Origin of the sequence: Methylorubrum pseudosasae, from assembly GCF_029504475.1 — a bacterium.
Taxonomy (GTDB): domain Bacteria; phylum Pseudomonadota; class Alphaproteobacteria; order Rhizobiales; family Beijerinckiaceae; genus Methylobacterium; species Methylobacterium extorquens.
In genome coordinates this window covers 4579809-4598570 of the sequence record NZ_JAQGDU010000002.1, presented here as the reverse complement: position 1 = coordinate 4598570, position 18762 = coordinate 4579809, and the positions used below count along the sequence as shown (strand labels likewise).

The following is an 18762-nucleotide window of genomic DNA, read 5'->3' as shown; positions in this document are numbered from 1 at the left end:
ATCCGCACGCCGATCCCGACCGCCCCGCGAAGGACGATCACGGTCCGGAGGCACGGTTTCGGCTCGTTTCCGCCCCGGCCCCTCGCTAGCGCCGCTCCACAACAGTCCTGTGAAGCTTTCGGGACAATCGGCGGCACGCCGGCACCGGACAGGCCTTCACAACCCGCGCCGCCCGCCTCATCACTCTCCACCCCGTGCGGACGGTGCCTTCGGGCCTCCGCGGTGCCGCCGCGCGGGTCAGGCCGTCCGCCCCTCCTCGTTCGAAAGCCGCAGCGAAGCCGCCATGCCCGATCCCGTCGATGCGCTCCTCGCGATCCTCGATCTGGAGCGTCTGGAGACCGATCTGTTCCGCGGGATCAGCCCGCGAATCGGATGGCCGCGGGTGTTCGGGGGGCAGGTCGTGGCGCAGGCGCTGGTGGCCGCCTCCCGCACGGTCGAGGCGCCCCGCCCGCCCCATTCCCTGCACGCCTATTTCCTCCTCGGCGGCGATCCGGCGGTGCCGATCGTCTACGAGGTCGAGCGCATCCGCGACGGCGGCAGCTTCACCACCCGCCGGGTCAAGGCGATCCAGAAGGGCCGGGCGATCTTCGCCATGTCGGTCTCGTTCCACGTCACGGAGGAGGGCGTCGATCACGCCGCCGGTCTTCCCGATGTGCCGGGACCGGGCGCGCTGGCGGATGCGCGGACTCTCGTCCGGGACGGCGGCAGCATCGTGCCCGAGCCGATGCTCGCCTACTTCACCCAGGCCTGGCCGATCGAGCTGCGGCCGGTCGAGACCGAGCGCTATCGCGACCGCAGCCCGAGGCCCGCGCGCTACCATGTCTGGATGCGCGCGACGAAGCCGCTGCCGGACGATCCGGCGGTGCACCGGGCGGTGCTAGCCTACGCCTCGGACATGACGCTGCTCGATTCCACGCTGATCCCGCACGGCCGCACGGTGTTCGACCCCGAGATCCAGTCGGCGAGTCTCGACCACGCCCTGTGGTTCCACCGCCCGTTCCGGGCCGATTCCTGGCTGCTCTATTCGCAGGATAGCCCGAGCGCGTCCGGGGCTCTGGGCTTTGCCCGCGGCACGTTCCACGACGAGGAAGGGCGGCTCGTCGCCTCCGTTGCACAGGAAGGGCTGATCCGCTCCCGGCGCAGCTGAAGCGAGCCGGTTCGCGCGCATTCTGCCGCTCAAAAGTACTTTATGCCGATATTTTGTGCATTATCTGCGGCCACGCTGCGCGATGGGGCGCCACGGCTCGCTCACGTTCTGGGCAGCGCTGCGAAAGTGGAAATGGTTCCGCTTGGCACGGTCCTTGAATGAGGGCGCCCGGCTGCGGGGTCATTCCGATCCCCGCGGAACCGCTGGGTCTCGGCCGGTGCGCGGCCGGCGGTGAGACGACAGGACAAAGGGGGCGCCGCCCATGAAAATCGTGATGGCGATCATCAAGCCGTTTAAGTTGGAGGAGGTTCGCGACGCTCTGACCGGCATCGGCGTGCACGGCCTGACCGTGACCGAGGTCAAGGGCTACGGCCGGCAGAAGGGTCACACCGAGATCTACCGCGGTGCCGAGTATGCCGTGAGCTTCCTGCCCAAGCTCAAGATCGAGGTTGCGGTCGCCGCCGACCTCGTGACGAGCGTGATCGACGCGATTGCGGGTGCCGCCCGCACCGGCCAGATCGGCGACGGCAAGATCTTCGTGATGCCGCTGGAGAAGGCGGTTCGCATCCGGACCGGTGAGACCGACGCGGACGCGCTCTGACACTCTGTCCCGCATCGCTTTCCTCTTCGATGCCCTGACAGCTCTTCACCCGTTCCGGCGGAACGCGCCCGGCCGCGCCGCCCACCTATTCTCCTCAGCGCTCGACGCACTGCGATCTGGAGCTTCTTGTCCATGAAACTTCGTAATCTTCTCGCGCTCGGACTGGGAGGAGCCGCCCTTGGCCTCCTCTTCGTCGAGCCGTCGCTCGCGCAGGCGCCGGCGGTCGAGCCCGCCGTCACCGCGGCCGCACCGGTGCCCAACAAGGGCGACACGGCGTGGATGCTGCTCTCGGCGATCCTCGTCCTGCTGATGACCGTGCCCGGCCTCGCCCTGTTCTACGGCGGCCTCGTGCGCACCAAGAACATGCTCTCGGTGCTGACCCAGATCTTCGCGATCGCCTCGATCGTCTGCCTGCTCTGGGTGACCTACGGCTACAGCCTCGCCTTCACCAATGGCGGCGGCCTCAACGACTTCGTCGGCGGCTTCTCGAAGGCCTTCCTCAAGGGCGTCGACGCCAACTCGGTGGCGGCCACCTTCTCCAACGGCGTCGTGATCCCCGAATACGTCTACATCTGCTTCCAGATGACGTTCGCGATGATCACCCCCGGCCTCATCGTCGGCGCCTTCGCCGAGCGGATGAAGTTCTCGGCGCTGGTCGTGTTCACGATCCTCTGGGTCACGCTGATCTACTTCCCGATGGCCCACATGGTTTGGTACTGGGGCGGTCCGGACGTCTTCGCCGACGCGGCCCGCAAGCTCGCCGCCGCCGGTGGCGAGGCCAATGCCGCGGCCAAGGCCGAGTACGACGCGGTGCTGGGCGATGCCGGCATGCTCTTCAAGTGGGGCGCCCTCGACTTCGCCGGCGGCACCGTCGTGCACATCAACGCAGGCATCGCCGGCCTCGTCGGCTGCCTGATGCTCGGCAAGCGCATCGGCTACGGCCGCGACCTGCTGGCTCCGCACTCGCTGACCATGACCACGATCGGCGCCTCGCTGCTCTGGGTCGGCTGGTTCGGCTTCAACGCCGGCTCGAACCTCGAAGCCAACGGCGCCGCGGGTCTGGCGATGATCAACACCTTCGTCGCCACCGCCGCTGCCGCCGTCTCCTGGCTGTTCGTGGAATGGGCCGCCAAGGGTAAGCCGTCGCTCCTCGGCATGCTCTCGGGCGCCATTGCCGGCCTCGTCGCCGTCACCCCGGCCGCCGGCTTTGCCGGCCCGATGGGCTCGATCGTTCTGGGTCTCGCCGCCGGCGCGATCTGCTTCGTGATGTGCTCCACCGTGAAGAACGCGCTGGGCTACGACGACTCCCTCGACGTGTTCGGCGTGCACTGCATCGGCGGCATCCTCGGTGCCATCGCCACGGGTATCCTGGTCTCGCCCGATCTCGGCGGCGCCGGCATCCCCGACTACACCACCAAGCCCGGTGAGCTGACCGTCGGTGCCTACGACATGGCCGCCCAGGTCATCATCCAGGCGAAGGCGGTGGGCTTCACCATCCTGTGGTCCGGCATCGGCTCGGCGATCCTCTACAAGCTCGTCGATCTGACGATCGGCCTGCGCGTGACGCAGGAAGAAGAGCGCGAGGGCCTCGACATCGCCGACCACGGCGAGCGCGCCTACAACTACTGAGTGAGGGCCTGCCGTCTCGGCAGGCATCCTGAACCAGGGCCTCGGCGGTGATTCGCCGGGGCCTTTTTTGTGCCGTGTGGGTGATGCCGGGCCGTCTTCCACCTTGTTGATCCGGGGCTTGGCGGCCGGCTTAGTCAACAAAACGTAAAGATCGCACCCAGTTTTGAGGCGATTGTGCAGTTTTGTGCGCCTCAAAAGATGTTGCCTTAGTGCAACATTCTCCGCCCTCAGGTTGATATAGGTCAAAAACGCCCAAAAAATAGGCACTTGCGCAAAACTTCATTTTGCGGCGCGGCGGCGAGTTCGGCACCTTGGCCGTATCGAATGTGGGGCTGACTACAATGACAATTAAAACAAAGCTTCTGGCCGCGACCGCGGTGCTTTCCACCCTGAGCATCAACGCGTTGCCAGTCCTCGCCGCAGATATGCCCGCCGCCAAGTCGGCGCCCGTCATCGTCGAGGAGCATTGTAAGGCTGCGATCTCCACCCCGACCTTCGGCGGTCTCATCAAGGCGAACCCGAACCCGGCCTGCATCGTGACGGGACTGGGCGACATCTATGTCGGCGGCGCGGTCACCGGCTTCGCCTACACCCAGACCAACGCCTTCGGCATCCTCTCGCCCAGCGCTGAGCAGGACCGCTTCGGCCGCGTCGACTTCTCGAACCTCCAGGGCTGGATCCAGAAGGCCGACGGCCCGCTGCAGTTCTACGTCCATGCCGGCCTGTACTCGATCCCGGCGCTCGGCCTGCCGCTCTACTCCGCGTTCGAGCAGACCGAATCGCTGTTCGGCCCGATCCCGGTGGCCTTCGGCAAGTGGCAGATCAACGACGAGTGGTCGATCCAGGCCGGTCGGATGTTCACCAACATCGGTTCCGAGCTGCTGTTCACCTACCAGAACCTGAACATCTCCCGCGGTCTGCTGTTCAACCAGGAGAACTTCATCAACCACGGCGTCCAGGTGAACTACGCCAACGGCCCGTTCGCGGCCGCGCTCGCGGTGACCGACGGCTTCTACTCGGGTGAGCTGAACTGGGTGACGGGCTTTGCCACCTACAAGCTCAACGACGCGAACACGATCGGCATCAACGGCGGCACGCATTTCAGCGATTTCGACGCCTCGACCCGCAGCCCGCGCTTCCAGTTCGCGACGATCAACTCGCTGCAGAACAGCAGCATCATCAGCGTGAACTACACCTACGCCAACGGGCCGTGGATCATCTCGCCGTACTTCCAGTACACCAACGTCGCGCGCAAGGAGGGGTACTTCTCCCCGATCGAGGGCGCGGAGACCTGGGGCGGCACGCTGCTGGCCGGCTACACCTTCACCGACAACTTCGCGCTCGCCGGCCGCCTCGAATACATCGAGCAGTCGGGCACGCGGGGCGTGGTCACCGGCCGCGGCGGCACCAGCGTCCTCTACGGTCCGGGCAGCTCGGCCTTCTCGTTCACGATCACCCCGACCTTCACCTGGGATCGCTACTTCCTCCGCGGCGAGTTCGCGACCGTCCAGGCCTACGACGTGACCCCCGGCTTCGGCTTCGGCCGCGACGGCACCAAGCGCTCGCAGGAGCGCTACCTCGTGGAGACCGGCTTCACCTTCTAAGAACCGCGCCGGTTCGCCGGCGGGACACCGCCTCGCTTTGGGAAGCCTCGGAGAAATCCGGGGCTTCCTGCATTTCGGGCAGGCCCCTGGTCGGACCCCGGACCGCGGCCGTCGACGGCCCACCGCTTTGCGAGGCAGACTTAGCCCCGCGTTAACCGCCCCGCATTAGCCTTACCGGATCGTTGACACCGGACCGGTCTGCGCATGCGTTCCCTTCGCCGTTCCGCGTCGCCCTACGACACCTTCGTCGACAGCCTGAGGCCGTTCCTGGCCAAGCGGCTGACGGAGTGCGGCGGCCTGATTCTCTTCACCGGCGCGGTCGCGTTGACCGTCGCCCTGGCGACGTGGTCGATCAACGACCCGAGCCTCAACCACGCCACCGACCAGCGAGCGCACAACGTGCTCGGTCGTCCCGGAGCCGTCGTGGCAGACCTTGCCATGCAGCTTCTCGGGCTCGGTTCGATCGCGCTCGCACTGCCTCCCGCCCTGTGGGGCGTGCGGTTGATGCGCGAGCGCGACCTGCCGCATGGCGGCTTGCGCATCGTCCTGTGGTTCGTCGGCGTTCTCTGCGCGAGTGCGGTCGCGAGTGCCCTGCCGCCGACGGATCGCTGGCCCTTGCCCACCGGCATGGGCGGCGTCGCGGGCGACGCGCTGCTCGCCGGCACGCGGATGCTGGTCGGGCCGCTGGCGCATTTCGCCGGCTTCCTGTTCGCGGCCTCCGCCATCCTCAGCCTCACCGCCGCCTGCCGCGTGACCAAGCCGGACTTCGAGGAGGACGAGGAGGGGCCCTACGGCGCCGCGCGCCCGGCGCCCCGTTCCGGCCGTGCCTCGACCCACGAGGAGCGCCACGATGCCGACGAGCCGAGCCTCGGCATCCTGTCGCTGGGCGCCCTCGCGCAAGCCGTCATGCGCGGCCGCGCCTCGCTGCGCACCCGGCTCGAATCCTGGCAGGCGCCGGCCGACGAGGCGGAGGGGCTCGCCTATGCCGGCGCCTCGCCCGCGCTCGCTGCGCGCCGCGCCTTCGCCGACTCGGACGAGGCACCCTGGGCGCCGCAGGCCCGCGAGCGCGCCGACGTCTCGGGCCGCCGCGAGCCGCAATTCGACTCGGAGGAGGACGATTCGGACGAAGCGCCCGCCCGTGCCGTCGCCCAGCGCCCCGCGCCGAGTGCCGCTGGGGCGGAGACGACCGCCGACGAGCCGCCCACCCGCGTCTCCCGACCGCTGCCGCAGGCCCCGGCGGCGCGTCCGCGCCCGGCCGAACCCCGGCCGGAAGCCGGCGAGTACCGGCTGCCCGCCCTGGAGCTTCTCGCCCGTCCCCGGGAGGCGGCGCCCGGCTCCGAGGTCTCGGCAGAAGCACTGGAGCAGAACGCCACCATGCTGGAGGCGACGCTGCAGGATTTCGGCGTGCGCGGTGACATCCTTGCCGTGCGCCCCGGCCCCGTCGTCACCCTCTACGAGCTGGAGCCGGCGCCCGGCACCAAGTCGAGCCGCGTGATCGCGCTCGCCGACGACATCGCCCGCTCGATGTCCGCCGTCTCCGCCCGCGTCGCCGTCGTCCCCGGCCGCAACGCCATCGGCATCGAGCTGCCGAACGCCAAGCGCGAGACGGTGTTCTTGCGCGAACTTCTCGCTTCCGAGGATTTCGTCGAGACCAAACAGAAGCTCGCCTTGTGCCTCGGCAAGAACATCGGCGGCGAGCCGATCATCGCCGACCTCGCCCGCATGCCGCACCTGCTGGTCGCCGGCACCACCGGCTCGGGCAAGTCGGTGGCCGTCAACACCATGATCCTGTCGCTGCTCTACCGGCTGAAGCCGGAGGAGTGCCGCCTCATCATGGTCGATCCCAAGATGCTGGAACTGTCGGTCTATGACGGCATCCCGCACCTGCTCTCGCCCGTCGTCACCGATCCGAAGAAGGCGGTCATCGCCCTCAAATGGGCCGTGCGCGAGATGGAGGAACGCTACAAGAAGATGTCCAAGGTCGGTGTCCGGAACATCGACGGCTTCAATGCGCGCCTCGAAGAGGCCCGTGCCCGCGGCGAGACCCTGACCCGGACCGTGCAGACCGGCTTCGACCGTTCCACCGGCGAGGCGGTCTACGAGGACGAGGTCATGGACCTCAACCCGCTGCCCTACATCGTGATCGTGGTCGACGAGATGGCCGACCTGATGATGGTGGCGGGCAAGGACATCGAGGGCGCGATCCAGCGGCTGGCGCAAATGGCGCGTGCGGCCGGCATCCACCTGATCATGGCGACGCAGCGCCCCTCGGTCGATGTCATCACCGGCACGATCAAGGCGAACTTCCCGACCCGCATCTCCTTCCAGGTGACGAGCAAGATCGACAGCCGCACGATCCTGGGCGAGATGGGCGCGGAGCAGTTGCTGGGCCAGGGCGACATGCTGTTCATGGCCGGCGGCGGGCGCACGACGCGCGTGCACGGGCCGTTCTGCTCGGACTCGGAAGTCGAGACCGTGGTCGCCCACCTCAAGCGCCAGGGCCGGCCGTCCTACCTCGAAGCCGTCACGGCGGAGGAGGGCGAGATCCCGGCCGGGGGGCCTGCGTCCGAGGACGGTCCGGTCTTCGATGCCGGCCAGTTCGGAGGCGGCGGGGAGGGCGGCGACCTCTACGAGCAGGCGGTGGCCGTGGTGCTGCGGGACAAGAAGGCCTCCACCTCCTACATCCAGCGCCGCCTGCAGATCGGCTACAACCGTGCCGCCTCGCTGATGGAGCGGATGGAGACCGAAGGTCTCGTCGGGCCGGCCAACCACGCCGGAAAACGCGAGATCCTCGTCGAGCCCGAACCGCAGGCTTACTGACCGGCCGACCCACCACCTGCATCGTCTGATCATCCAGCGCGTCGCCTCGTTCGAGGGCGGCGCGCTTTCGCGTTTCCGGGCCTGCCCCGACTCGACAACGGCTACGCTCGAACTTATAGCATCAGCTATAATTACGAGGTTGGAGTTTCATGTCGAGAAAGCGCTATGGGCTTGGCCCGTGGTTCGGATCGTTCGCCGGGATCGGCATCGCCGGCCTCATCGCGTCGCCGATCCAGGCCGAAGAGGTCGCCCTCGACGAGATCAGCGTCGTCTCGGACAAGCCGGCACGGAACGCAGGTCCGGGTGCGGCGGGGCCGGATCCGAAGCCGGCCGACCCGGTCGGCGTCCTGCCGGTGGTGACCGACCGGTTCTCGACGGTCACCGTCGTCCCCGGGGCCGAACTCGCCCGCTCGCAGCCGACCTCGCTCGGCGAGGCGCTGTTCGACAAGCCGGGCCTGTCCGCGACCACCTTCGCGCCGGGCTCGGCCTCGCGGCCGATCATCCGCGGCCTCGACAACCACCGTGTCCGCATCCTCGAGAACGGCACCGGTGTGCAGGACATGTCGGATCTGGGCGAGGATCACGCCGTCCCGATCAACCCGCTGATCAACGACCGCATCGAGGTGATCCGTGGGCCCGGGGGCCTGCGCTACGGCTCCCAGGCCGTCGGCGGCGTGGTCTCGGTCGAGAACAACCGCATCCCGACCAGCATTCCACCCGGCGGCGTCGCGGGACGAGTGACCACGGGCTACTCGGCCGTCGACAATGGCCGCAACGCCGCCGCCACGGTCGATGCCGGCAGCGGCAACGTTGCCGTCCATGCCGATGCGTTCCGGAGCGCGGCGGACGACTACAACACGCCGCTCGGCATCCAACGCAATTCCTTCAACGAATCGCAGGGCGGCGCCTTCGGCACCTCCTACCTGTTCGACCGCGGCTTCGTCGGGATGTCCTTCAGCCACTTCGATTCGGTCTACGGCATTCCCGGGATCAGCTCCGCGGCGCAGCGCACCCGCCTCGATCCGGTGCAGGACAAGCTCCAGGCCCGGGGCGAGTACCGGCCGCTGGACGGGCCGTTCGCGGCGATCCGGTTCTGGGCGGGCGGCTCGAACTACCGCCACAACGAGTTCGGCACCGACGCCAACGGCGTCGAGGGGATCGAGGCGGTGTTCAAGAACCGCGCGGCGGAGGGGCGGATCGAATTCGACCACGTGCCGGTCGAGACCGCTTTCGGCACCTTCAGCGGGCAGCTCGGCGTGCAGGCCGACCGGCGCAAGCTCCGCATCTCGGGGGCGGAAGGTGGCCTGTTGCGCCCGACCGACACGCGGGTGCAGGCCGCCTACCTGTTCGAGGAACTGGCCCTCGGCGGCGGCCTGCGGTTCCAGGCGGCGGGCCGCATCGAGGGCAACCGCGTCGCCGGCACCCAGGCGCTGTTCCCCTCCGATTTCCTGCCCGACGGCCCCGGCGACGAGCCGGTGGAATCACGCCGTATCCGCCGCTTCGCCCCGAAAAGCGCGAGCCTCAGTGCGCTCCAGGACCTGCCCCATGGGTTCGTGGGCAGCCTGACCGGCTCCTATGTCGAGCGCGCCCCGACCTCGCCCGAACTGTTCTCACGCGGTCCGCACGAGGCCTCCGCCACCTTCGAGATCGGCGATCCGAACCTTAAGCCGGAGCGAGCCCGCACCGTCGAAGTCGCGATCCATCGGGCGGAGGGGCCGTTCCGCCTCGACGCCACCGGCTACGTCACGCGCTATACCGGCTTCGTCTACAAGCGCCTGACTGGCTTCACCTGCGGCGACACCTTCGACAGTTGCGGCATCGGCGGTGGAGATCTGCGGCAGGTCGCCTATTCGCAGGCCGGCGCCACCTTCGCCGGCGCCGAGATTGCGAGCCAGATCGACCTCGTGCCGGTCGGTGACGGGTTTGCCGGCATCAGCGCCCAGTACGATTTCGTGCGCGCCCAGTTCGACGACGGTCGCTTCGTGCCGCGCATCCCGCCCCACCGCGTCGGCGGCGGTGTTTTCCTGCGGGCCGACGGCTGGTTCGCTCAACTCAGCCTGCTGCACGCCTTCGCTCAGACGCAGACCGGCACGCTGGAAACGCCGACGCCGGGCTACAACGACCTCAAGGCGGAGATCGCCTACAGCCGTCCGCTCGATCCGGCGGTCCATGGTCTCAGCGAGGTGACGCTCGGCCTGCGCGGCACGAACCTCCTCGACGACGTGATCCGCAATGCCGCCTCCTTCCGTAAGGACGAGGTCGTGCTGCCGGGCCGCAATGTGCGGCTGTTCCTCACGGCACGGTTCTGACGATCCGGGGCACCGCTTGGTTCGAACCCTACCCACGCCCTCCGACGTGCCGGTCTCGCCAAGGGGGCGGTGCGGAACCGGTTCACGATGGCCGGTCGTTTTGAGCGTTCTGAAGCATGGGCACTGCGGCCGATCGCATCAGGTCGCGCGCAGTCATGCGTCGTCTTTTCTCAGTATAGCGTAGACCGAGCGTATCGATCGGGGCAGGCCAGAATTTATGAAAGAGAAGTCCGGCACCGATATGTTCCATCTAGTGCCCGGGCGAGAGATGCCGTAACGAAATCGCCGCGACTGCGGTTGATGCTGCCCGCTGCGTTTGCGTAGTACGCTATAGAAAGCTGTGCGAAGGTGCGGGATGGATGGGAGCGACAGTCCACCTGCGCAGTCGCGCCGCGGCGAGATGGCCGAGCGGATCCGGGCGCATGACTGGACCGCGACGGCGCTCGGTGCGGCGGACGCTTGGCCGCCGAGCCTCAGAGCCACGATCAGCCTGATCCTCGGCTGTGGTTTCCCCATGATCGCGCTGTGGGGCCGGGATCTGATCCAGGTCTACAACGACGACTTCCGGGATCTGATGGGATCGAAGCACCCGGCCGGGCTGGGTCAGCCGGCACGCGCGTGCTGGCCCGAGATCTGGCACATCACCGCACCGATCTACGAGCGGGTCTGGAACGGCGAGACGTTCACCTTCGAAGACGCGCTCTACCCGCTGTTCCGGTCGGGCCGCCTCGAAGACGCATGGTTCACGCTGACCTACAGCCCGCTGCGGGACGAGGCGGAGCGAATTGCGGGCATTCTGGTCACCCTGGTCGAGAGTACGGCCCGCGTGCTGTCCGACCGGGCGTTGCGCGAGAGCGAGGCGCGCTTCCGGGCCGAGCTGGAACGTCAGGTCCAGGAGCGGACGGCGGAGCTTCAAGCGAGCCGCGACCTGCTCAAGGCGACCATGGACAGCTCCATGGACATGATTCAGGTCTTGAAGGCCGTGCGCGATCCGGCGGGCGAGATCGTCGATTTCCGCTGGCTCCTGAACAACTCCACCTCGGCGAGCCGCTACGGCGATGTGGGCGGTCAGAGCCTGCTCGAACGCAATCCGGGCGTGATTCAGGAGGGCATCTTCGACACCTTCAAGCGTGTCACGGAAACCGGCCAGCCCGCGACCGCGGAGCGCCGCTACGCCCACGAGCAGTTCGACGGCTGGTTCTTCCAGTGCGCGGTGAAGCTCGGTGACGGAGTCGCCATTACCACCAAGGAAATCTCGGCCTGGAAGGCGGCGCAGAACGAGATGCTGCGGCTTCGCGACGAGAGCGCAAACGCGGCCCTGCGCGAGAGCGAGGAGCGCTTTCGCACCCTGGCGAGCCTCATCCCCGTCCTGCTGTGGCGCTCGGACGAGAGCGGGCAGCACAACTCCCTCAACGAGGCTTGGCTCACCTATACCGGCCAGACCCTGCAGCAATCGCAGGCCGGCGGCTGGCTCGAAGCGATCCATCCCGCCGACCGCGACGCGGTGAGCGAGGCCTTCCGCTCCGGGCGCGAGCAGCAGCGGTTGATCGAGGTGCAGCAGCGCATCCGCCGCTACGACGGGCAGTATCGCTGGTTTCTCGTACGGCAGGCGCCCCTCGTCGACACCGAGGGGCAGGTCACGCAGTGGATCGGTGCCGCCATGGACATCCACGATCTGCACGATCTGCAGGAGCGCCAGACCATCCTCGTCGCCGAGTTGCAGCACCGCACCCGCAACCTGCTCGGCGTCGTGCGCTCCATCGCCCACCAGACCATGGCGCAGACCGGCCCGACGGAGCGCTTCCGCGAGCAGTTCAACGACCGGCTCGCCGCCCTGTCGCGGGTTCAAGGGCTGCTGTCGCGCTCGGAGCAGGAGCCGATCACCCTGCGCACCCTAATTCGAACCGAGCTGGACGCCCTCGGGGGCGGCGACTTCGCCGATCGGATCCATATCGCCGGGCCGCCGGTGCGCCTGCGCAAGGCGTCGGTGCAGACCCTGGCGCTCGCCGTGCACGAACTGGCCACCAATGCCCGCAAGTACGGTGCCCTGACGACCGAGCACGGCCGCCTCTCGGTGACGTGGCGCGCCGACCGCGACGACCAGGGCGGAGGAAACCTGCTGATCGAGTGGATCGAGGAGGGCATCAGCCGGCCGCGCGAGGAACAGAGCCCGACGCGGCGCGGCTATGGACGCGAGTTGATCGAGCAGGCGATGCCCTACGCGCTCAACGCCAAGACGCACTACGAACTCGGTGAGACGCGGCTGCGCTGCGCCATCGAACTGCCGCTGGGAGAGCGATTCGGGCAGGTGAGCACGGCCTGAGGGCCACCGTGCGGGCCTAGAGCATCGTCCCGAAAGGTGGATTCCGGCCTTCGGAAAAGACGAAGCAAAATTAAGACTGTAGAGCGTCGTTTTGGATCGAGTTCCAGGACGACGCTCTAGGATCAGGCGGCGAGCGCCGTCAGCACCGCGCTGCCCGCCGGGCTCGCCTCGTAGCGGGTGCGCTGGGTGCGGCCGTCACGGGCCGTCACGGTGATGAGGGTCTCGGCGGTCAGGCTTTCCACCGCCCGCAGAACCAGGGCGTGCTCGACGCCGAAGATTCGGGCGAAGCTCCGGCTGTCGGCCGCCAGCCCGAGATGCAGGCCGGCGAGGATGCCGGCCTCCAGAAGGCTGAGTTCGGGACGCAGCGCCGCGATCGTGTCGGTCGCGGCGAGAAAGGTCTCGGCGTCGGCAGCGGGCTCGCTCACGCGGCCTTTTTCCTCGCTCACGCAGCCTTGCCCAGATCATTGGCGGCGCGGGCCCGCACCTGGACCAGCACCGACTTCGAGGTCGGCGTATCCGAGAACTCGCCGAAGGCCGAGAGCGGCACCAGCACGTTGAGTTCCGGATAGTAGCCGGCGAGCGCGCCGCGCGGCATGTCGAAGGGCACGAGGCGGAAATCCTCCGCCACCCGCTCGACGCCGTCCTCGGCATGGACGCAGACGAGATCGACCCGCTCGCCCGCCCGCGCCTTCAGCTCGGCGAGGTCGTCCGGGTTGGCGAACACGACGCGGCGCTCGCCGTAGACGCCGCGGTAGCGGTCGTCGAGGCCGTAGATCGTGGTGTTGTACTGGTCGTGGCTGCGGAAGGTCTGCAGCACGAAGGTATCGCCCCGAAGGCTCGCGCGCTGGTGCTCGGTCGCCACCGGCAGCGGTCCGCTGGAGAAGCCCGCCCGGCCGGTCGCGGTCTCGAACACCCGCTCGGCGGCCAGATTGCGCAGCATGAAGCCGCGGGGACGCCGCACCCGGGTGTTGAAGCCGGAAAACCCCGGAATCGTCCGCTCGATGCGGTCACGGATGAGGTCGTAATCGTCGGCCAGCGCGGCCCAGTCGATCCGCTCCGAACCCACCGTCGCCGCGGCCATGCCGGCGATGATGCCGATCTCCGAGCGCAGATGCGGCGAGGCGGGCTTGTTGATGCCGCCCGAGCCGTGGACCATGCTCATCGAATCCTCGACGGTCACGATCTGGACCTTGGCCCGGCTGTTGCGGTCGATCTCGGTGCGCCCGAGGCAGGGCAGCAGGTAGGAGACCCGGCCCGGCACGAGGTGCGAGTGGTTGAGCTTCGTCGCGATGTGGACGGTGAGTTCGCAGCCGGCGAGCGCCTTCTCCACCAGCCGCGTGTCCGGCGTCGCGCGCACGAAATTGCCGCCGAGCCCGATGAAGGCCTTCGCCGAGCCGTCGAGCATCGCCCCGATGGCGCCGAGGACGTTGTGGCCGTGCTTGCGCGGCACGTTGAGGCCGAATTCGCGGTCGAGCGCTTCGAGGAGCGCGAGGGGCGGCTTCTCGTTGATGCCGACCGTACGGTCGCCCTGCACGTTGGAATGGCCGCGCACCGGGCACAGGCCCGCGCCGGGCCGGCCGATATGGCCGCGCAGGAACAGCAGGTTGGCGATCTCGCGGATCGTCGCCACCGAGTGGCGGTGCTGGGTCACGCCCATCGCCCAGGTCGCGATCACTTTGTCGGCGCCGAGATAGACCTCCGCCGCGGTCTCGATCTCCTCACGGGTCAGGCCGGACTGATCGAGGATCGCGTCCCACGCCGTCGTCTCGACCGCCGCGCGGTAATCGGCGAAGGCGCTGGTATGCGCGGCGATGAAGGCATGGTCGAGGAGCGAGGGCTTGCCCGCCTCGATCGCTGCCGCGTCGCGGGCGAAGACGACCTTGGCGATGCCGCGGAAGGCGGCCATGTCGCCGCCGGGCTTCGGCTGAAAGTAATGGCTGGCGATCGGGCGGCTCGCCCCGCGCAGCATCTCGACGCTGTTCTGCGGGTCGGCGAAGCGCTCCAACCCGCGCTCGCGCACGGGGTTGAGCACCACGACCCGCGCGCCGCGCTCGGCGGCCCGGCGCAGGTCGCCCAGCATGCGCGGATGGTTGGTGCCGGGGTTCTGGCCGACGACGAAGATCGCGTCCGCCTTCTCGAAGTCTTCGAGCAGCACCGTGCCCTTGCCGATGCCGATGGCCTGGACGAGGGCGATGCCGCTCGCCTCGTGGCACATGTTCGAGCAATCGGGGAAGTTGTTGGTGCCGTAGGCCCGGGCGAAGAGCTGGTAGAGGTAGGCCGCCTCGTTGGAGGCGCGGCCGGAGGTGTAGAACTCGACGCGGTCGGGATGGTCGAGGCCGCGCAGGGTCGCGCCGATCTCGGCGAACGCCTCGTCCCATTCCACGGCGCGGTAGGTGTCGGTCTCGGCGTCGTAGCGCATCGGATGCGTGAGGCGGCCCTCGCTCTCCAGCGCGTAATCGGTCCAGCCGCGCAGCTCCGAGACCGGATGCTTGGCAAAGAAACGCGGCGTCGCGCGCTTGTCGGTGGCCTCCCAGGAGACCGCCTTCACGCCGTTCTCGCAGAACTCGAACGAGGAGCCGTGGGCCGGATCGCCCCAGGCGCAGCCGGGACAATCGAAGCCGTCGGGCTGGTTGGCGCTGAGCAGGGCGCGTGCGCCGGAGATCGGCGCCCGGCTCCCCAACAGGAACTTGCCGCAACTCTTCAGCGCGCCCCAGCCGCCCGCGGCGGAAGAACGCTTGGGTAGGCCTTGCGAACGATCCATCCGTGAGCCCGGTCTTCGCGATGTGGGAGAGGTTTTCGACGATCCGCGCCCGCCGCTTCGCCCCCTGGCGGGTGAGCGGTTTCAGATGCCGTGATCGGGAAATAACATCTCGCAGATGCGAGTTGATGCATGGCCGATGATGGGGGAGGCATTCGTCGCACGCAGGGCAATTTAACTCGACTCCAGAAGATGCCCGTTCCTGGAATAGCTCAAAGCTGAATTTGGGTCAGAGTGCCGCGTGACTTATAGAACTTTGGTGCATTGCATCAAAATTCACATGGTAAGAAATCGCGTGGCGGATCGGTTCATACAGCCCGCCCGCGCCGTCTTAAGGCCGATCCGTTTTTGCGGCGGCAGGACGAATGCGACGCGAGTCCTGCGCCCGTCGCGGGCGCCGGATCATGTCACGGACGCTGGGGCTGGCGCGCAGAACGGGACCTGCTCCGTCATCGTCAGGCGGAGCCGCGGTGATCCGGAGCGCCGAGCCCACCAAAGAGGCCGTGCGACGGCGTGGGGCCGGGTCAGGCGTCCCGCGCGAGGGCGGCCGCATCCCGCCCGACGACCGGGGCGAGGCTCGTCAGGCCCTCCGCCCGCAGCCGCTGGCTCAGGCCGCGCTTGATCGTGCCAACCAGCCCCGGCCCCTCGTAGACGAGGGCGGAGTAGAGCTGGACGAGGCGGGCACCGGCCCGGATCTTGGTCCAGGCGGCCTCGGCCGAATCGATGCCGCCGACGCCGATCAGCGGGATCCGGTCGCCGACGCGCAGATAGGTCTCGGCCAGGAGCCGCGTCGACGGGCCGAACAGCGGCCGTCCGGACAGGCCGCCGGTTTCCTTCGCGACGGAAGATTCCACGAGGGACGCCGGCCGGGCGATCGTCGTGTTCGAGACGACGAGGCCCTGGATGCCGCGCCGGAGCGCCGTCGCCGTCATGGCGTCGAGCCCTTCGAGCGCGATGTCGGGCGCGATCTTAAGGAGCACGGCGGCGCTCGATCCGCTGGCGTCGCGGGCGGCGACGACGCGGGCGAGCAGGTCGTCGAGGAAGGCCTCGCCCTGAAGGTCGCGCAGGCCCGGCGTGTTGGGCGAGGAGACGTTGACGGTGATAAAGGCGACATGCGGGGCGAGCCGCGCGGTGCAGGCGACATAGTCGGCGAGGCGGTCCGCCGATTCCTTGTTGGCGCCGATGTTGACGCCGACGATCCCCTCGCGGTCGGCGCGGGCCTTGAGCCGGTCGGCCACCGCGTCGAGCCCCTCGCTGTTGAGACCGAAGCGGTTGATCACGGCCCGGTCGCGGGGCAGCCGGAACACCCGCGGGCGCGGATTGCCGGGCTGGGGCTGCGGCACGACTCCGCCGACTTCGACGAAGCCGAAACCGAGGCCGAGCAGCGCATCGGCCACCCGCGCACCCTTGTCGAACCCGGCGGCGAGGCCGACCGGATTGGGAAAGCTCTGCCCGAACAGCTCGACAGCGAGGGACGCGTCGTCGGCCGGCGGACGGCGCGGCGGCAGCAGCGACAGGCCGCGAATCGTCACGTCGTGCGCCGTCTCGGCGTCGAGCCCGTGCAGCAGCGGCCGGGCGAGGGGGAAGAGCGCGTCGATCATGCCTGCGGGATCTCCGCCGGGAACACGTGCCGCCCCTCCGGCCCGAGGGGCATGTCGGTCACGGAGCGCACGGCGCTCAAGGGGAGGTCGCCGTAGAGGTGCGGGAACAGCGCGCCGCCCCGCGACGGCTCGAACCGCAGGGCCGGCCCCAGCTCGTTGCCCTCGATCGCCACGAGCAGCAGGTCGTCCTGCCCGGAAAAGTGGCGGGCGGCGGTCTCGGCGACCTGCTCCGCGGTCGAGAAGTGGATGAAGCCGTCGGCGTGATCGACGGGTGCGCCGGTGAAGCGGCCGAGCGCCTCGGCTTCCCGCCAGAGGCCGCGCGGACAGATCTTGTAGACGAGGGCCATCCGGTCTCCGAGGTCAATCTTCCGGAGCGATAGAACGCGCGCTGGCCGACGGCAACCAATGCGGGATGATACCGGATACGGGGTGCCACGCCTTCACCGCTTGCCGTTCAGATGCGACACTCGCTTCTCCGGATGCTCCGATTGCGTCCGGCACCAGCGGGTTCTAGTTTCCTAACTGTAGGCCGTATGTCTCAACGGCACACGCGCCGGTCTGAGGCCACCATGCTGTCGCACGAGCAGATCTGGACTGCGATCGACCGGTTGGCCGAGCGCCACGGCTTCTCCGCGTCGGGGCTCGCCCGGCGTGCGGGTCTCGACGCCACGAGCTTCAACCGCTCGAAGCGGGTCGGGCCCGATGGGCGCAAGCGCTGGCCGTCGACCGAATCGATCGCGAAGGTGCTCGCCGCGACCGGCGCCAGCCTCGACGACTTCCTGCACTTGGTCGATTCCGGGCAGGGTCCGACCCGGACGATGGTGCCGCTGATCGGCCTGACCCAGGCCGGCTCCGGCCGCCTGTTCAACGAGGAGGGGATCCCGACCGGCGGCCCCGGCTGGGACGAGATCGAGTTTCCCGATCTTGGCGGGGACCGCGCCTTCGCGCTGGAGGTTCAGGGCGATTCGATGCTGCCGCTCTATCGCGACGGCGACGTGCTGATCGTTGCCCCGAATGCCAGCATTCGCAAGGGCGACCGGATCGTGGCGCGGCTCAACAACGGCGAGGTGCTGGCCAAGGAACTGCGCCGCCGCACCGCCCGCACCATCGAACTCGCCTCGCTCAACCCCGACCACGAGGATCGGGCGGTACCGCTCGCCGACGTCGCCTGGATGGCGCGCGTGATGTGGGTGCGGCAGTAGAAGGCGCCGGCTACAGCCCGGCCAGCCGATGGGCCATGCCGAGGGCGATCTGGCCCGAGAGCAGGCTCCAGCCGCAGGCGATCATCGTCGCGATCATCACGAAGGGGATCGGCCGGCGCTCGATGCGCCGACCCCGCAGGGTGTTGCGCAGGATGATGAAGGGCGCGACCACCGCGATCATCGGCAGCGCGGCCAAGGCGGTGACGCCGCCGGCTTCCAGCAGACGGAAGCTCGCCCGCCGGTTCGTGGCGTATTCGAAGGCGCTCGCCAGCAGCCCCGCCAGCGCGAGACCGACGATGAGCGCCTGGATGGATTCGACGGAAGACGGGCTCACGGTCATGACGCGCTCGACGCTCCTTCTCAGGATGTAACGCGCAGTCTGACCGATCGTTTACGTGTTGTTAAGAAAGACGTTTCGTTAACATTAACGCTGCCCACAGGCTCGACGCCGGAAGTGGGCGCCGAGCCCGGAGCGGTGCAGCCGGCCGAAACGAAGGCCGGCTCGCGGGATTAGGCGTCTTCTTCGAGATCGATGTCGAGGATCGCCATGCGGAAAGTGAAGGAATCGTCGCCGTCTTCCTTGTCGTCGGCGAGGACACCGATCGACTCATCGCCGATGAACACCTCGGCGGAATCACCGGTCTTCATCGCCACGACGCGGATGCTGGCATTGGCGAACTTGCGGCGCAGGTAATCCTGCAGCTTGGCGACTTCGGTCTTGGTCACGCCGTCAACCTTCTTGCGAGGCGGTGCGTGCCGGGACGCGTG

General features: G+C 68.4%; 14 protein-coding genes. 8 read left to right on the top strand and 6 right to left on the bottom strand.

The window, feature by feature from the left end; genetic code table 11:
• The first annotated feature begins 283 nt into the window (after nucleotides 1–283).
• The 7 genes from M2437_RS22770 to M2437_RS22740 all read left to right on the top strand — a co-directional run bounded on the left by M2437_RS22770 (nucleotide 284) and on the right by M2437_RS22740 (nucleotide 12433).
• Nucleotides 284–1147: an acyl-CoA thioesterase gene (locus tag M2437_RS22770; protein WP_004447264.1), complete on the top strand. Its 864-nt coding sequence runs from the start codon at nucleotides 284–286 to the stop codon at nucleotides 1145–1147.
• 262 nt (nucleotides 1148–1409) lie between these two features.
• Nucleotides 1410–1748, top strand: a complete 339-nt coding sequence (locus M2437_RS22765; RefSeq protein WP_004447263.1) for a P-II family nitrogen regulator — start codon at nucleotides 1410–1412, stop codon at nucleotides 1746–1748.
• 132 nt (nucleotides 1749–1880) lie between these two features.
• Nucleotides 1881–3377 carry an ammonium transporter gene (locus tag M2437_RS22760; RefSeq protein WP_004447262.1) on the top strand — a complete coding sequence of 499 codons (1497 nt, stop codon included), beginning with the start codon at nucleotides 1881–1883 and terminating at the stop codon, nucleotides 3375–3377.
• Between the two features lie 341 nt (nucleotides 3378–3718).
• On the top strand, nucleotides 3719–4981 hold the full coding sequence (locus tag M2437_RS22755) for an outer membrane beta-barrel protein (RefSeq protein WP_003603647.1): 1263 nt from the start codon (nucleotides 3719–3721) through the stop codon (nucleotides 4979–4981).
• Nucleotides 4982–5185: 204 nt separating this feature from the next.
• Nucleotides 5186–7801 carry a DNA translocase FtsK gene (locus tag M2437_RS22750; RefSeq protein ID WP_253388753.1) on the top strand — a complete coding sequence of 872 codons (2616 nt, stop codon included), beginning with the start codon at nucleotides 5186–5188 and terminating at the stop codon, nucleotides 7799–7801.
• A 149-nt stretch (nucleotides 7802–7950) separates the two neighbouring features.
• Nucleotides 7951–10110: a TonB-dependent receptor gene (locus M2437_RS22745; protein WP_253388752.1), complete on the top strand. Its 2160-nt coding sequence runs from the start codon at nucleotides 7951–7953 to the stop codon at nucleotides 10108–10110.
• A 355-nt stretch (nucleotides 10111–10465) separates the two neighbouring features.
• On the top strand, nucleotides 10466–12433 hold the full coding sequence (locus tag M2437_RS22740) for a PAS domain-containing HWE histidine kinase family protein (protein ID WP_253388751.1): 1968 nt from the start codon (nucleotides 10466–10468) through the stop codon (nucleotides 12431–12433).
• 122 nt (nucleotides 12434–12555) lie between these two features.
• Here M2437_RS22740 and M2437_RS22735 read toward each other — a convergent pair whose 3' ends face one another.
• From M2437_RS22735 to M2437_RS22720, 4 genes are all read right to left on the bottom strand, one after another.
• Complete coding sequence (locus tag M2437_RS22735; protein ID WP_003604157.1) at nucleotides 12556–12858, bottom strand: hypothetical protein; 303 nt, start codon at nucleotides 12856–12858, stop codon at nucleotides 12556–12558.
• 17 nt (nucleotides 12859–12875) lie between these two features.
• The gene (locus tag M2437_RS22730) at nucleotides 12876–15194 is read right to left on the bottom strand and encodes an FdhF/YdeP family oxidoreductase (protein ID WP_253388750.1); all 2319 of its coding nucleotides are present in this window, start codon (nucleotides 15192–15194) and stop codon (nucleotides 12876–12878) included.
• A gap of 521 nt (nucleotides 15195–15715) precedes the next feature.
• Nucleotides 15716–16792 (bottom strand): quinone-dependent dihydroorotate dehydrogenase, encoded by a 1077-nt coding sequence (locus M2437_RS22725; RefSeq protein WP_253388749.1) that lies wholly within the window; start codon nucleotides 16790–16792, stop codon nucleotides 15716–15718.
• Nucleotides 16789–17139 (bottom strand): DUF952 domain-containing protein, encoded by a 351-nt coding sequence (locus M2437_RS22720; protein ID WP_253388748.1) that lies wholly within the window; start codon nucleotides 17137–17139, stop codon nucleotides 16789–16791. Before M2437_RS22720 ends, M2437_RS22725 begins: the two co-directional genes overlap by 4 nt.
• Nucleotides 17140–17361: 222 nt before the next feature.
• Between M2437_RS22720 and M2437_RS22715 the strand changes: the two genes are divergently transcribed.
• Nucleotides 17362–17994 carry a S24 family peptidase gene (locus M2437_RS22715; RefSeq protein ID WP_012253605.1) on the top strand — a complete coding sequence of 211 codons (633 nt, stop codon included), beginning with the start codon at nucleotides 17362–17364 and terminating at the stop codon, nucleotides 17992–17994.
• A gap of 10 nt (nucleotides 17995–18004) precedes the next feature.
• Here M2437_RS22715 and M2437_RS22710 read toward each other — a convergent pair whose 3' ends face one another.
• Nucleotides 18005–18334, bottom strand: a complete 330-nt coding sequence (locus M2437_RS22710; RefSeq protein ID WP_012253606.1) for a DUF6949 family protein — start codon at nucleotides 18332–18334, stop codon at nucleotides 18005–18007.
• Nucleotides 18335–18504: 170 nt separating this feature from the next.
• Nucleotides 18505–18720 (bottom strand): DUF3126 family protein, encoded by a 216-nt coding sequence (locus tag M2437_RS22705; protein ID WP_003604163.1) that lies wholly within the window; start codon nucleotides 18718–18720, stop codon nucleotides 18505–18507.
• Between the last annotated feature and the right edge of the window lie 42 nt (nucleotides 18721–18762).